Annotated in this window: 15 protein-coding genes; all 15 read left to right on the top strand. The window is 31.6% G+C overall.

Going from position 1 to position 14,129, the window contains the following annotated elements:
• The first annotated feature begins 11 nt into the window (after positions 1 to 11).
• On the top strand, positions 12 to 878 hold the full coding sequence (locus tag RM697_RS05260) for a M23 family metallopeptidase (RefSeq protein WP_311426812.1): 867 nt from the start codon (positions 12 to 14) through the stop codon (positions 876 to 878).
• The gene (locus RM697_RS05265; RefSeq protein ID WP_311426813.1) at positions 879 to 2,381 is read left to right on the top strand and encodes a GH3 auxin-responsive promoter family protein; all 1,503 of its coding nucleotides are present in this window, start codon (positions 879 to 881) and stop codon (positions 2,379 to 2,381) included. It abuts the gene before it with no gap.
• Positions 2,382 to 2,409: 28 nt separating this feature from the next.
• Entirely contained in the window at positions 2,410 to 4,098 is a 1,689-nt protein-coding gene (locus tag RM697_RS05270) for a DUF6909 family protein (protein WP_311426814.1), read from the top strand.
• A gap of 5 nt (positions 4,099 to 4,103) precedes the next feature.
• Positions 4,104 to 5,159 carry a hypothetical protein gene (locus RM697_RS05275; RefSeq protein WP_311426815.1) on the top strand — a complete coding sequence of 352 codons (1,056 nt, stop codon included), beginning with the start codon at positions 4,104 to 4,106 and terminating at the stop codon, positions 5,157 to 5,159.
• Complete coding sequence (rfbB, locus tag RM697_RS05280; RefSeq protein WP_311426816.1) at positions 5,149 to 6,204, top strand: dTDP-glucose 4,6-dehydratase; 1,056 nt, start codon at positions 5,149 to 5,151, stop codon at positions 6,202 to 6,204. Before RM697_RS05275 ends, rfbB begins: the two co-directional genes overlap by 11 nt.
• 21 nt (positions 6,205 to 6,225) lie before the next feature.
• Complete coding sequence (gene rfbA, locus RM697_RS05285; RefSeq protein ID WP_311426817.1) at positions 6,226 to 7,083, top strand: glucose-1-phosphate thymidylyltransferase RfbA; 858 nt, start codon at positions 6,226 to 6,228, stop codon at positions 7,081 to 7,083.
• 7 nt (positions 7,084 to 7,090) lie between these two features.
• Positions 7,091 to 7,636, top strand: coding sequence for a dTDP-4-dehydrorhamnose 3,5-epimerase (rfbC, locus tag RM697_RS05290; protein WP_311426818.1), 546 nt, complete (start codon positions 7,091 to 7,093; stop codon positions 7,634 to 7,636).
• Positions 7,633 to 8,490, top strand: a complete 858-nt coding sequence (gene rfbD / locus RM697_RS05295; RefSeq protein ID WP_311426819.1) for a dTDP-4-dehydrorhamnose reductase — start codon at positions 7,633 to 7,635, stop codon at positions 8,488 to 8,490. Before rfbC ends, rfbD begins: the two co-directional genes overlap by 4 nt.
• Positions 8,480 to 9,274: a 3'(2'),5'-bisphosphate nucleotidase CysQ gene (gene cysQ, locus RM697_RS05300; protein ID WP_311426820.1), complete on the top strand. Its 795-nt coding sequence runs from the start codon at positions 8,480 to 8,482 to the stop codon at positions 9,272 to 9,274. The genes rfbD and cysQ overlap by 11 nt, the downstream gene beginning before the upstream one ends.
• 5 nt (positions 9,275 to 9,279) lie before the next feature.
• Positions 9,280 to 9,741, top strand: a complete 462-nt coding sequence (locus RM697_RS05305; protein ID WP_311426821.1) for a DUF2061 domain-containing protein — start codon at positions 9,280 to 9,282, stop codon at positions 9,739 to 9,741.
• Positions 9,738 to 10,340, top strand: coding sequence for an adenylyl-sulfate kinase (gene cysC / locus RM697_RS05310; RefSeq protein WP_311426822.1), 603 nt, complete (start codon positions 9,738 to 9,740; stop codon positions 10,338 to 10,340). The genes RM697_RS05305 and cysC overlap by 4 nt, the downstream gene beginning before the upstream one ends.
• A complete protein-coding gene (gene cysD, locus RM697_RS05315) occupies positions 10,333 to 11,238 on the top strand; it encodes a sulfate adenylyltransferase subunit CysD (protein ID WP_311426823.1) in 906 nt (301 codons plus the stop codon). Before cysC ends, cysD begins: the two co-directional genes overlap by 8 nt.
• 16 nt (positions 11,239 to 11,254) lie before the next feature.
• Complete coding sequence (locus tag RM697_RS05320; RefSeq protein WP_311426824.1) at positions 11,255 to 12,508, top strand: sulfate adenylyltransferase subunit 1; 1,254 nt, start codon at positions 11,255 to 11,257, stop codon at positions 12,506 to 12,508.
• Positions 12,509 to 12,623: 115 nt separating this feature from the next.
• Positions 12,624 to 13,319: an acylneuraminate cytidylyltransferase family protein gene (locus tag RM697_RS05325; RefSeq protein ID WP_311426825.1), complete on the top strand. Its 696-nt coding sequence runs from the start codon at positions 12,624 to 12,626 to the stop codon at positions 13,317 to 13,319.
• 17 nt (positions 13,320 to 13,336) lie between these two features.
• On the top strand, positions 13,337 to 14,119 hold the full coding sequence (locus RM697_RS05330) for an HpcH/HpaI aldolase family protein (RefSeq protein WP_311426826.1): 783 nt from the start codon (positions 13,337 to 13,339) through the stop codon (positions 14,117 to 14,119).
• Positions 14,120 to 14,129 lie beyond the last annotated feature (10 nt).

Here is a 14,129-nt window from a genome sequence, read left to right on the forward strand (position 1 = left end):
TTTGTTTTGTTATGTCAGTAAAGAAAAAAGAACGTAAACTAGCTCAAAAACTACTTCACAAATACCGTTTAGTTATTCTAAATGAAGATACTTTTGAAGAACGTTTTGCAATTAAACTCACACGTTTAAATGTTTTTGTTATTACATCTATATCTGCCATACTCCTTATTATGTTTACGACATTACTTATTGCTTTTACTCCATTACGAGAGTATATTCCTGGTTATTCCTCAACAGCCTTAAAGAAAAAGGCCAATGATCTTAATAATAAAACGGACTCACTTCAAAATATAATGTTACTAAACGAACGTTATTTTGCTTCAATAAAAAGCGTACTAAAAGGCGAAGTCTCAAGTGTGGAATTTAATAAAGATTCTATATTAAAAGCAGCAGAGTTAGATGAAAACTTATTAAACGTCTTACCTAGTAAAGAGGATTCGTTATTGCGCGAGAAAGTAAATAAAGAAGATAAATATAATTTATTTGAAGAGAGTTTAAACGCCTCTAATTTTGTATTATTTCCTCCTGTTAATGGTACAATTTCAGAAGGTTATAATATTGAAGAAAAACACTATGCAGTTGACATTGTAGTACCTAAAGATACACCTGTTAAAGCAACAGCAGATGGAACAGTGATTTTCGCTGAGTGGACCTTAGAAACAGGTTTTGTTATTATTTTAGAGCATAGCCAAGAATTAATCTCAGTGTATAAACACAACGCGTCTTTAACCAAAGAACAAGGCGAGTTAGTTAAGGCAGGTGAGGTTATTGCAACAGCAGGAAACACAGGAGAATTAACAACAGGACCACACCTTCATTTCGAATTATGGAGTAAAGGATATTCTTTAGACCCAACCAATTTTATAGCTTTTCAGTAAATGGGCTCATTAAAATCTATTTTAGCCAAACCCTTTGCAAAACGTATATATAAATCAGTTAAAAAATGGGCAGATAATCCAATAAAAACTCAAGACAAAGTTTTTAAAGACCTTATAAGTAAAGCTACAGCCACACAATTTGGACAAGATCATGACTTTATAAGCATTAACTCTTACAAAGATTTTGTACAACGTGTTCCAGTAAGAGATTACGAAGGCTTAAAACCATATGTAGATAGAGTTGTTAAAGGCGAAGAGAATGTTCTCTGGAAAGGAAAACCTATTTACTTTGCAAAAACATCTGGCACTACCTCTGGAGCTAAGTATATTCCTATCACTAAAGAAAGCATGCCTAGCCACATTAAGGCGGCAAGAAATGCTATTTTACTTTATATTAATGAAACAGGAAATACAAAGTTTGTAGACGGAAAAATGATTTTCCTTCAAGGCAGCCCAATTTTAGAAAAAACAAACGAAATACAATTTGGCAGACTCTCAGGAATTGTAGCGCATTATGTACCTAAATACCTCCAAAAAAATAGAATGCCATCCTGGAAAACCAATTGTATTGAAGATTGGGAAACCAAAGTTGAAGCCATTGTAGATGAAACTATTAATGAGAATATGGCTATAATATCTGGTATTCCATCGTGGGTTCAAATGTATTTTGAGCGTATTCAGCAAAGAACAGGTAACCCTATAGGTCAGGTATTTAAAAACTTTGATCTGTTCATTTTTGGAGGTGTTAATTACGAACCCTATAGAGCTAAGTTTGAAAACCTCATTGGAAGAAAAGTAGACAGTATAGAACTATATCCTGCTAGTGAAGGGTTTTTTGCCTATCAAGATTCACAACAAGAAAAAGGAATGTTGCTTCAGCTTAATTCTGGAATATTTTACGAGTTTATAAAAGCAGATGATTTTTTCACAGAGAATCCAAAACGAATCACCATTACAGATGTAGAAGTTGGTGTTAATTACGTGATGATTATATCAACAAACGCAGGTCTTTGGGCTTATAACATAGGAGACACAATACAGTTCACCTCTACTAAACCATATAGGATAATAGTTTCAGGGCGTATTAAGCATTTTATTTCTGCTTTTGGAGAACATGTCATAGCAAAAGAAGTAGAAGAGGCTATGCAAAAGGCTATTTCAATGACAAATACCACAATAAATGAATTTACAGTAGCGCCACAAATTAATCCAAAAGAAGGATTAGCCCATCACGAGTGGTTTATTGAATTTGAAGAAGAACCGGAAGATTTAAAAGAATTTGCTAAGATTATAGAGCAATCCCTTCAGCAACAAAACAGCTATTATTTAGATCTAATAAAAGGCAAAGTATTAAGGCCACTAGTAATTACAAAAATTAATAGAAACGGATTTAAAGATTATATGAAATCTATTGGCAAATTAGGAGGTCAAAATAAACTTCCAAGATTGGCAAATGATCGCAAAATTGCTGACAAATTACACGAACTTCTATTAACTAAATAATATTATATTTGCTGGCTAAACAACGCGAATGAGTAATTCAAAACATCATGATAGAACGAGAGCTCAGGAGAGCTCAAACGCCATTGAGAGAATGTATATTACCATGCGCCATTTATTCAACAGAGGGTTCTATAAACCTATGGGAGTTTCTGGAGAGACTCTAAGAGAATCTTTGCTGTTATTACGACCAGAAATATATGGTTCTATTGCAGAAGAAAAAGCTGAATTAGAAGGCTTAATGTATGTTGTAGATAGGCTTCCAGAAGGCATTGAAGAATGTAGTTTTATAAATCTTACCAGCGATGAAGGCTATGCTAATTCTCACTTTAAGCCAATAATACCTCCTAAACGACGACGGAATTGTTATCGTATTGACGATGAGCAAATGAATATTGAGATAACTAGAGGACGTTCGGAGATATATGATATTCTAACACATTTAACTTTTTTATTTGTTGAATCTCATAAAATTGCCAATAAGGTTATTATCAATGAAAAAGGAGATACTACTAGAGATTGGGTAAAGTTAGAGCAAGCGGTTTTATCGAGTAAAAAATTAACTCAGCAAGAAAGAGAAGTTGCTTTAACACATACAGCTAACATTTTAGGAAGAACCTTTAATGAGCTTAAACAAGTTTATTCCAGTTTTACAACTAAAAATAAACCAGAGCGTTTATTGCATATTATTTATTGGTTAGGCAAGTTAGCAATTCAAGAAGTTGTAAATGGCAAAAAAAGAACTATAACTTTTAGTCCAGTTTTAAGGGAGCGTTTAGGACATCATTTACATGGAGAGATTTGGGCAAATACCATTAAAAACGAATTAATTGATAGAGGTTTAATAGATAGACCAATCCATATTATTAGTGCAAATATGCACAGTGTAATGAATACTCTTTTTGCCCCATGTACATTTGATAAAGAGATAGAAAAGAAAGGGATATTTAATGTTTATGAAAAATTAAGTAAACCAGAAAATGAAGCGTTACGCAATAAAATTAAAAAAGCGTCGTTGCAGAAAGGAATGCATTATATAAAGGATACATCTGGTGCTAACATCAATGTTCAAATTTTTGACACTTGTAAAATTGATTTTTCGAAGGCTAGCTTATCACTAAATCTCAAAAATATCAAAACAGAAAAGCCTGTTATAATAGTCATGGACTATGCTTTTGGAGAGCAAGCCTATGAGACTATGGATGAGCTTTTAAAACCTTTAAATTTAAAAGGTAATAAGCAGCAATTAGATGTAAAATCCATTTCTATAATGGGTAAAGCAGGAATATTAGAAGGAGGGAAAGGTGATATAATGATACCTTCAGCACATATCTTTGAAGGAACCGCAGATAATTATCCTTTTAATAATGAATTAAAAACAGTAGATTTCGAAGATAAAGATATAGATGTGTATGAAGGCACAATGATTACAGTTTTAGGAACATCATTGCAAAATAAAGATATCCTTAAATTCTTTTACAATTCAACTTGGCAAGTTATTGGGTTAGAGATGGAAGGAGCACATTATCAGAAAGCCATACAAGCAGCATCAAAAGTAAGAGGGAGTATAAACAAAAATGTAAAAGTAAGATATGCATATTATGCCAGTGATAATCCATTGCAGTCAGGGAGCACATTAGCTTCAGGAGGACTTGGAACAACTGGAGTAAAACCAACTTACGTAATAACTAGGACAATTTTAGAACAGATATTTAATTAACTATTATGAGTGATAAATTACCAGAAACTAATAACGCAGAAGAAGTAGATTTAGGCCAATTATTTAATGCTATTGGTAGGCTTTTTGAAAAGCTTGCTAGATTAATAAGTTCTTTTTTAAAATGGGGGTTTAAAACAGCTATAATTTGTCTAAAACCGATAGTTGAGAATATCAAGTTAATTTCTTCAGTAATCATTATAGCAGCAGTAGCTGGGTTTGTGTTAGAAAAATTACTAACACCAACATATTTTTCGCAAATGTTGGTTCAACCACACTTCCAATCTAAATATAAGTTAGCGGATAACGTTGATTATTTTAATGCTCTTATTAAAGCTCAAAATATTAAAGAAATATCTCAGATTTTTGAAATAGATAGTCTTGATGCAGCTTCCTTAATTGAGTTTGAAATGAAAATAGGACCAGAGACACCTAACGATGTGCTTGTTGAGTATAATGATTATGTAAACTCTTTAGATAGTGTTTTAGCATCAACTGTAGATTATGATGAATATGTTGAGAATAGAGATATATTAGGAGGGAGTGTGTTTTCAATACAAGCAAAAGCAAATAAGAAAGATATTTTCACCAAATTAGAGACAGGTTTTGAAAAAACTTTTGAAAATCCATACTCATTAAAGCTTAAAAAAATAAGAGACTCAACTATTGTAATACAGAAACAATCTTATAATAAGGAACTAAGACGTTTAGATAGTTTGCAGAAAATTTATTTAGATGTTATTCAAAATGAGTCAAAGAATGATAATTCTGCAAGCTTGGGTTCTGCCATGTTCCCTATGCAATTAGAAAGAATACCAACTCGTGAATATGATTTGTTCCAAAAGGAATTAGAAATTCGACAAGATCTTAGAGAGTTAGATGAAGAGCTTATAGCAGAAAGTGTTTTTTATGATATTCTTGCCGGATTTGAAGAGGTTGGATCTAAATATTCAAGTTTTTTCACAAATTATAAAATTCTATTACCAGCCTTATCATTTTTACTTTTAGCCTTATTTTATATTGTAGATAAATCTTTTAGATATATTAAATCTTATGAAATCTAGATCAGTTCTTATTACTGGTGGAGCAGGTTTTATAGGCTCTCATCTTGTTAGGCTTTTTGTAAATAAATATCCAGAGTATAAGATTTATAATTTAGATGCTCTTACATATGCTGGTAATCTAGAAAATCTTAAAGACATTGAATCAAAACTAAACTATACTTTTATAAAAGGAGATATTAATGATGCAGCTTTTATCAGCTCTCTTTTTGATAGATATAAATTTGACAGTGTAATTCATTTAGCTGCTGAATCTCATGTAGATAGGTCCATTAAAAATCCTATGGCTTTTATTAGAACTAATATCATAGGAACTATTAATCTATTAGATGCTTGTAAAAAAAATTGGGATAATGATTATCATAATAATAGGTTTCACCACATTAGTACAGATGAAGTATATGGTACATTAGGGAGTGAAGGACTTTTTGAGGAGACTACTGCATATAGTCCAAATTCTCCATATTCTGCTTCTAAAGCAAGTTCAGACCACTTTGTTAGAGCCTATGGAGAGACTTACAATTTACCATATGTAATCACCAACTGTTCTAATAATTACGGCCCTAATCAGTTTCCAGAAAAATTAATCCCACTTTTTATAAATAACATTATTAATAAACAGCCATTACCAGTTTATGGAGATGGGAACTATACTAGAGATTGGCTTTATGTTGTCGACCACGCTAGAGCAATTGATTTGGTTTTTCATGATGCAGATAATTTTAAAACTTATAATATTGGAGGTTTGAACGAATGGAAGAATATAGATCTTGTCAATTTGTTATGTGAATTAATGGATAAAAAGTTAGATAATAATCCAGAAACTTCCAAGCAACTTATAACATTTGTAAAGGACAGACCTGGTCATGATTTAAGATATGCTATAGATGCATCTTTAATTAAAAAAGAGCTCAACTGGGAGCCTTTAGTGAATTTTGAGCAAGGCTTAGAACTAACCATTGATTGGTATTTTGAAAATAAATTGTGGCTTAACAATATCACAGATGGTTCTTACAAAGAGTATTATAAAGAACAATATACAGAGTAATTACAAAAATTTAGTTTCTATATGAAGGGTATAATTTTAGCAGGTGGTTCAGGGACAAGATTACATCCTTTAACGCTATCAGTTAGTAAGCAGTTAATGCCTATTTATGATAAGCCAATGATATATTATCCATTATCAACATTAATTTATAGTGGAATAAGAGAAGTTTTAATTATTTCTACACCTCAAGATTTACCCTTATTTAAAAACCTATTAGGAGATGGTAGTCACATTGGCTGTAGCTTTAGTTATGCAATTCAAAATGAACCAAACGGACTAGCTGAAGCTTTTATTATAGGAGAAGAATTTATAGGAAAAGAAAAGGTGGCGTTAATACTGGGAGATAATATTTTTTATGGATCTGGTTTAGCAAAGCTTTTACAAGCTAATAACAATCCTGATGGTGGTATTGTTTATGCCTATCATGTTCATGATCCAGAGCGTTACGGTGTTGTAGAATTTGATGAAAACGAAAATGTTATTTCAATTGAAGAAAAGCCAAATAATCCTAAATCTAATTTCGCTGTCCCCGGAATTTATTTTTATGATAACACAGTAGTTAATATTGCTAAAAACATAAAACCAAGCCATCGCAATGAATTAGAAATTACTGATGTTAATAAAGCTTATTTAAAGCAAGGTAAATTAAAGGTTAGTATATTAGACAGAGGAACAGCTTGGCTAGATACAGGAACGTTTAACTCATTAATGCAAGCATCTCAGTTTGTTCAAGTTATAGAAGAACGTCAGGGATTAAAAATCGGAGCTATTGAAGAGGCAGCCTACAAAATGGGCTTTATTAATAAGAATCAATTACAAAAGTTAGCTAAGCCGTTTTTAAAGAGCGGTTATGGTAAACACCTATTAGATTTAAACTAGTAATTAAATGATCATAGAACAAACTAATTTAGAGGATTGCTTTATAATAACCCCTAATGTACTAGAAGATGATAGGGGATATTTTTTTGAAAGCTTTAATAGGAAAAAATTTGAAGATTTAACAGATATGAATATTGATTTTGTACAAGATAATCAATCAAAATCTTCAAAAGGAGTATTAAGAGGTCTTCATTTTCAAAAAGGAGATTATGCCCAAGCTAAACTAGTTAGGGTTTTAAAAGGGAGTGTTCTTGATGTTGCTGTTGATCTCAGACCAAACTCAAAAACTTTTAGTAAATCATTTTCAGTAAAATTAGACACCATTAATAATAAGCAGTTATTTATACCAAGAGGGTTTGCACATGGTTTCTTAGTCTTAGAAAATGACACTATTTTTTCTTATAAGTGTGATAACTATTATAACAAACTTTCAGAAAGCGGTATTTTATATAACGACCAAACACTTGCTATTAATTGGGAGTTTAAAGAAGAGGAACTAATTCTTTCTCCCAAAGATCTTAGTTTACCTATGTTTAATGATTTGTTTTCATGAATACAATTTTAATTACTGGAGGAGATGGCCAATTAGGTCAATGTCTAAAAATTCTGTCAAATAACTTTCCTAATATTAATTATATTTTTAAAAATTCTAGGGAATTAGATATTACTAATTCAATCGCACTTACTGAAACTTTTAAAAACTCAAAGATCAATTGGGTTGTTAATTGTGCAGCCTATACCGCTGTAGATAAAGCGGAAAGTGAGCCAGAAAGAGCAAAAGCAATCAACACAACAGCTGTAAAAGAAATAGCTAAGTGTTGTAAAATGTATAACGCTAAGCTTATTCATATCTCAACAGATTTTATTTTTAATGGTAAAAAGAAATTTCCATACGAGGAGAAAGATAAAACAGGCCCAATAAATATTTACGGAAAAACAAAATTAGATGGAGAAGAAGAAATAATTAAAATTCTTACTGAGTATTATATTATTAGAACCTCATGGTTATATTCTGAGTTTGCTAATAACTTTATGAAAACAATGTTAAGATTAGCTCAAAATAGAAAAGAAATCAATATAGTTAGTGACCAAATAGGGACACCTACATACGCTAAAGACTTAGCTGAAGTTATATTAACGATAATTGTTTTTAAATCAGAGCATTATGGAATTTATCATTATAGCAATGAAGGTATTGCAAGTTGGGACCAATTTGCTCGAGAAATATTTAAGATAAAAAACTTACCAATTCGAATAAACCAAGTGACTTCAGAAGAGTATAAAACACCAGCAAAACGACCAAGTTTTAGTGTATTAAATAAATCAAAGATCAAGAAATATTTTAATATTGAAATTCCGAATTGGAAAGACAGTTTAATGAAAGCTTTAAGTAACTATGAACAGTAATTTGGCAATAGCAATTGAAGCAGCATTGTCTGCTGGAGAAAAAATCATGCAAATTTATAGTGATCCAATAAACGTAGAATTAAAAGACGATAAGTCACCACTTACCGAAGCTGATAAAAAAGCTAATGATGTCATCAATTCGTATTTAAAAGACACAGTTTATCCTATAATAAGTGAAGAAAATAAGCAAATAAACTATTCAGAACGGAAAGAATGGACTACTTGCTGGATCGTTGATCCAGTTGACGGAACCAAAGAATTTATTAAGCGAAATGGAGAGTTTACAGTTAATATAGCTCTTGTTAAACACGGCATACCTCAACTAGGTGTTATTTATGTTCCTGCTACAAAAACTATATACTTTGCTGATGTTAATGATAAGAAAGCCTATAAAGCAGAACTAAATTCTCATGACGTTTCCCTTTCTAAAATTTTAAATAATTCAGAACAATTGCAGCCAAAGGATAATAATACAAATCATATTCAATTAGTTGGGAGTCGTTCACATATGAACCAAGAGACTTTAGATTACGCTGAGAAACTTAAGGCCCAAGGCAAAGAAATAGAAGTTGTTTCTAAAGGGAGTTCCTTAAAATTCTGCCTTGTTGCTGAGGGCAATGCAGATGTATATCCGCGTTTTGCACCAACTATGGAATGGGATACAGCAGCAGGACAAGCCATATGCAACGCAGTAGGGATAGATGTTATTTCTCAAGAAACACAAAAACCATTACTTTACAATAAAGAGAATCTTTTAAACCCATGGTTTTTAGTTGCTAAATAATAGGTATGGTAAAATATAAGGCTTCATCTCATATTAGGAGTATACTAAAAGGAATTTCTTGGAGAGTTATTGCCACAACAGATACTGTTTTAGTTGTCTTGTTAGTTACCTGCTTAATTGGAGAATGTAGTTTAGAGAATGCTCTTAAGATTGGTGCTACAGAATTTATAATAAAACTACTTATTTATTATTTACATGAGCGAACATGGATTCGTTTATTAAAGCGAGAAGCCACAACTAACAAAGACTTAGTATACAAAAGTATTTCATGGAGAATAGTTGCAACGACAACAACATTTATTATTTCTGGTATTATATTAGATTCATTTAATGAAGTAGCCATTTATATTGCACTTTCAGAATTAGGTACTAAATTTATTCTATATTATTTACACGAAAAACTTTGGTTAAAACTTCCTTTAGGGAAGATTAGAAATTATATAAAACGCAACCTATTAAAGAAATGAAAGAGAATATAATTCCACATAAATTTAAAGTTACTAAAGCTAAAAGGAATACATTAAACAATCATAATTCATTTTTAATTTGGTTTACAGGTTTATCTGGTTCAGGTAAGTCAACAATTGCAAATATTGTTGAAGAAAAATTATTTAAAAAAGGCATTAAAACCTACACTTTAGATGGCGATAATATAAGATCTGGTATCAACAAAGACCTCACTTTTGAACCAAAAGATAGAACCGAAAATATAAGACGTATTGCAGAAGTAGCAAACCTAATGGTTGATGGAGGGCTTGTTGTTTTAGCAGCCTTTGTATCACCTTATAAAAAAGACCGTGAAAACATTAGAAAAATTGTTAAACATCTTAACTTTGTCGAAGTTTTCGTAAACACAAGCCTGGAAGAATGTGAAAGGAGAGATGTGAAAGGGCTTTACGAAAAGGCAAGAAAAGGAGAGATTAAAAATATGACAGGTATTTCTGCGCCTTATGAGTCGCCAGAAAACCCTGATATAGAAATAGAAACAGAACATAAAAGTGCTGAAGAAAATGCAACAGAAGTTGTAGAGTACGTTCTAAAAAAAATGCAATTAACCAATGAGTAAGTACTATTTAAATTATTTAGATGAGTTAGAAAGTGAAGCTATTTTTATTCTAAGAGAGGTTTGGGCTCAATTTGATAATCCAGTAATTTTATTTTCAGGAGGTAAAGACTCTATTCTGGTTACACACTTAGCTAAAAAAGCGTTTTATCCTTCTAAAATCCCTTTCCCATTAATGCATGTAGACACTGGTCATAATTTCCCAGAAACCATTCAGTTTAGAGATAATATTATCAAAGAACTAGGTGTAGAATTAATCGTAGGATCTGTTCAAGAATCTATTAATGAAGGAAGGGTTGCTGAAGAAAAAGGTAAAAACGCTACGCGCAATGCACTTCAAATCACTACGCTATTAGATGCTATAGAATCAAATAAAATAGATTGTGCTATTGGGGGCGGAAGACGAGATGAAGAAAAGGCTAGGGCCAAAGAACGCTTCTTTTCACATAGAGATGATTTTGGACAATGGGATCCTAAAAACCAACGTCCTGAGCTTTGGAATCTTTTTAACGGAAAACATTTTGAAGGCGAACACTTTAGAGCTTTCCCAATTAGTAATTGGACTGAAATGGATGTTTGGAATTATATTAAGCGCGAAAACATAGCCATTCCTTCTTTATATTTTGCACATCAACGTGAAGTTATCTGGAGACAAGATTCTTGGATACCAAATTCTGAATTTTTAGTACTTGAAGATCACGAAGAAATAGTAACAAAAAAGATTAGATTTAGAACACTTGGAGATATCACTATTACAGGAGGAATTGAATCTGATGCAGATACCTTAGAAAAAATAGCTGCAGAAGTGTCTGGAATGAGACAAACAGAACGTGGTAATAGAAGCGATGATAAACGTTCAGAATCCGCTATGGAAGACAGAAAACGTCAAGGTTATTTTTAATATTTACAAATAAACTATGTTAGACAATAATCAGTTATTAAGATTTACAACAGCAGGAAGCGTAGATGATGGGAAAAGTACATTAATAGGTCGTTTACTATACGACACAAAGTCTATATTTGAAGATCAGCTTCAAGCTATTGAAAACACGAGCAAAAAGAAAGGTCATGAAGGTGTTGATTTAGCCCTTTTTACAGATGGTTTAAGAGACGAAAGAGAACAAGGAATTACTATCGACGTAGCCTACAGATATTTTACCACGCCAAAACGTAAGTTTATTATTGCTGATACTCCAGGTCATATACAATATACAAGAAACATGGTTACTGGAGCTTCTACAGCAAACGCAGCTATTATTTTAGTAGACGCAAGGCATGGTGTTATAGAGCAGACTAAAAGGCATGCATTTATAGCTTCGCTTTTGCAAATACCACATGTAATAGTCTGTATTAATAAAATGGATTTGGTTGATTTTTCAGAAGAGGCTTATAATAAAGTAATCAATCAGTTTGAAGATTTTTCATCTAAGATGTTAGTCAAAGATGTTAGATTTATTCCTATTAGTGCGCTTCTGGGAGATAATGTAGTCCATAGATCAGAGCATATGGATTGGTACCAAGGCGCACCGCTTTTACATACTTTAGAAACGATGCATATTAGTAGTGATATTAATAAAGTAGATGCACGATTCCCTGTTCAAACAGTATTAAGACCACAATCCGAAACACATAGAGATTACAGAGGTTATGCAGGAAGAGTGGCTAGCGGTGTATTTAGACCTAATGATGAAGTAACTGTTTTGCCATCTGGCTTTACTTCAAAAATAAAATCTATAGATACTCTTGAAGGTGATATAGAGGAAGCTTTTGCCCCAATGTCAGTATCAATTTCTTTACAGGACGATATTGATATCAGTAGAGGAGATATGATAGTTAGATCTAATAATAAGCCAGAACCATCTCAAGATATTGAAGTGATGCTATGTTGGCTACATAATAACTCTGCTAAACCTAGAGCTAAATATAGCATTAGACACACTTCTAATGAGCAAAAAGCAATGATAAAAGAAGTGGTTTATAAATTTGACATAAACACTTTAGAACGATTATCTGACGATAATGAGTTACATATGAATGATATTTCTAAAGTTAAGATTAGAATAACGAAGCCATTGATGATAGATTCTTACAGAGAAAATAGAACTACAGGAAGTATTATATTAATAGATGATACAACTAATGAAACGGTTGCAGCAGGAATGATTGTTTAATGGATAATTTTTAACAGCCTTATAAAACTATACTCGGTGGTAACCGATAATATCCCAAATATTTATTTAAGAAAGGGTATTTTGAACTAACTATCAAAGTAAAATTGCAGTCTAAATGACAAAAATAGTAGCCTTGTTACCAATGAAAGGTAATTCAGAAAGAGTAAAAAATAAAAATCTTAAAGATTTTGCTGGTAAACCCCTATATCATCGTACGATGGAAACTTTATTAGGAAGCAAATACATAAACAGTGTTATTGTTAATACAGATAGTGAAGATATTAAGGCAGATATTAAAAGAAATTTTAATGATAATGTTATTATTATAGATAGACCATATAGTATAAAGGGAGATTATGTTTCTATGAACAGAATTATAGAATACGATATTAGTATTGTCAATGCTGATATTTATATTCAATCCCATAGTACTAATCCATTATTATCTGTAGAGTCTTTAAATAAAGCCATGGAGAAAATGTTCGAAATTGTAAAGTCAAATACTTACGACTCTTTATTTTCTGTCACTAAATGGCAAACCCGTTTATATAAAGAGGACGCATCAGCCTATAATCATAATCCTAAAGAACTATTAAGAACACAAGATCTTGAACCTTTATTTGAAGAGAATTCAAATTTTTATATATTCACTAAATCTTCTTTTGATTCTGCTGGTAAAAAACGAATTGGATCAAAGCCTTATTTATTCGAAATTGATAAAATTGAGGCTGTAGATATTGATGAACCTCAAGATTTTGTAATAGCAGAATCACTTTTTAAATTACTAAGGCAGAATCATATAAAATCTTAGTTTAAAATAGATATTTAATGAAAAACTTTTTACATAATAACAGTGCCTTAAAAAGTAAACTTACTAAGAATGAACTTTCAATAGGCTCTTGGTTGACAATACCTCACCCTGCAGTCGTAGAAATAATGTCTTCAGCTAATTTTGAATGGCTCACTATAGACATAGAACATTCTGCAATTGATTTTGAAACTGTCCAAAATTTAATTGGTCATATACAAGCTAATAACATGGAAGCCTTAGTTAGAGTAAGTAAAAATGACGAAGTAATCATCAAGCGAGTTATGGATGCTGGTGCAAACGGAATTGTAGTACCAATGGTAAAGAACGCTGAAGAAGCAAGAGAGGCTGTTTCTTTTGTCAAGTATCCACCAGTTGGAAAACGAGGAGTAGGATTATCCAGAGCTCAACATTATGGAGTTAACTTTGAGTCTTATAAGAAGTGGGTTCAAAAAGAATCAATTGTAATTATCCAAATAGAGCATATTGAAGCAGTGAATAATTTATCAGAGATTTTAGATGTAGAAGGTGTAGACGGAATTATAGTTGGACCATATGATTTATCTGCTTCTATGGGTAAACCAGGAATGTTTAATGATGAAGATGTTAAAGAGGTGTTAAATAGAATAGATAAGATTACATTGAGTAAAAATAAACCTTTAGGGTTTCATGTTATATCTTCAGATCATCAAATAATGCTGGAGAAGATTAACAAAAAATACACCTTTCTTGCATTTAGTTTAGATTTTTTCTTTTTAGGAGATAAAGCAAGAGAACAAATGAGTTTTTTAAAAAGAAATTAATACAATATCC

Source organism: Microcosmobacter mediterraneus, assembly GCF_031846265.1.
Lineage (GTDB): Bacteria > Bacteroidota > Bacteroidia > Flavobacteriales > Flavobacteriaceae > Microcosmobacter > Microcosmobacter mediterraneus.

Excerpts from the sequence above, each read along its gene's own strand:
- RM697_RS05260 (WP_311426812.1), top strand. The coding sequence starts at position 12 with ATGTCAGTAAAGAAAAAAGAACGTAAACTAGCTCAAAAACTACTTCAC.
- RM697_RS05265 (WP_311426813.1), top strand. The coding sequence starts at position 879 with ATGGGCTCATTAAAATCTATTTTAGCCAAACCCTTTGCAAAACGTATA.
- RM697_RS05270 (WP_311426814.1), top strand. The coding sequence starts at position 2,410 with ATGAGTAATTCAAAACATCATGATAGAACGAGAGCTCAGGAGAGCTCA.
- RM697_RS05275 (WP_311426815.1), top strand. The coding sequence starts at position 4,104 with ATGAGTGATAAATTACCAGAAACTAATAACGCAGAAGAAGTAGATTTA.
- rfbB (WP_311426816.1), top strand. The coding sequence starts at position 5,149 with ATGAAATCTAGATCAGTTCTTATTACTGGTGGAGCAGGTTTTATAGGC.
- rfbA (WP_311426817.1), top strand. The coding sequence starts at position 6,226 with ATGAAGGGTATAATTTTAGCAGGTGGTTCAGGGACAAGATTACATCCT.
- rfbC (WP_311426818.1), top strand. The coding sequence starts at position 7,091 with ATGATCATAGAACAAACTAATTTAGAGGATTGCTTTATAATAACCCCT.
- rfbD (WP_311426819.1), top strand. The coding sequence starts at position 7,633 with ATGAATACAATTTTAATTACTGGAGGAGATGGCCAATTAGGTCAATGT.
- cysQ (WP_311426820.1), top strand. The coding sequence starts at position 8,480 with ATGAACAGTAATTTGGCAATAGCAATTGAAGCAGCATTGTCTGCTGGA.
- RM697_RS05305 (WP_311426821.1), top strand. The coding sequence starts at position 9,280 with ATGGTAAAATATAAGGCTTCATCTCATATTAGGAGTATACTAAAAGGA.
- cysC (WP_311426822.1), top strand. The coding sequence starts at position 9,738 with ATGAAAGAGAATATAATTCCACATAAATTTAAAGTTACTAAAGCTAAA.
- cysD (WP_311426823.1), top strand. The coding sequence starts at position 10,333 with ATGAGTAAGTACTATTTAAATTATTTAGATGAGTTAGAAAGTGAAGCT.
- RM697_RS05320 (WP_311426824.1), top strand. The coding sequence starts at position 11,255 with ATGTTAGACAATAATCAGTTATTAAGATTTACAACAGCAGGAAGCGTA.
- RM697_RS05325 (WP_311426825.1), top strand. The coding sequence starts at position 12,624 with ATGACAAAAATAGTAGCCTTGTTACCAATGAAAGGTAATTCAGAAAGA.
- RM697_RS05330 (WP_311426826.1), top strand. The coding sequence starts at position 13,337 with ATGAAAAACTTTTTACATAATAACAGTGCCTTAAAAAGTAAACTTACT.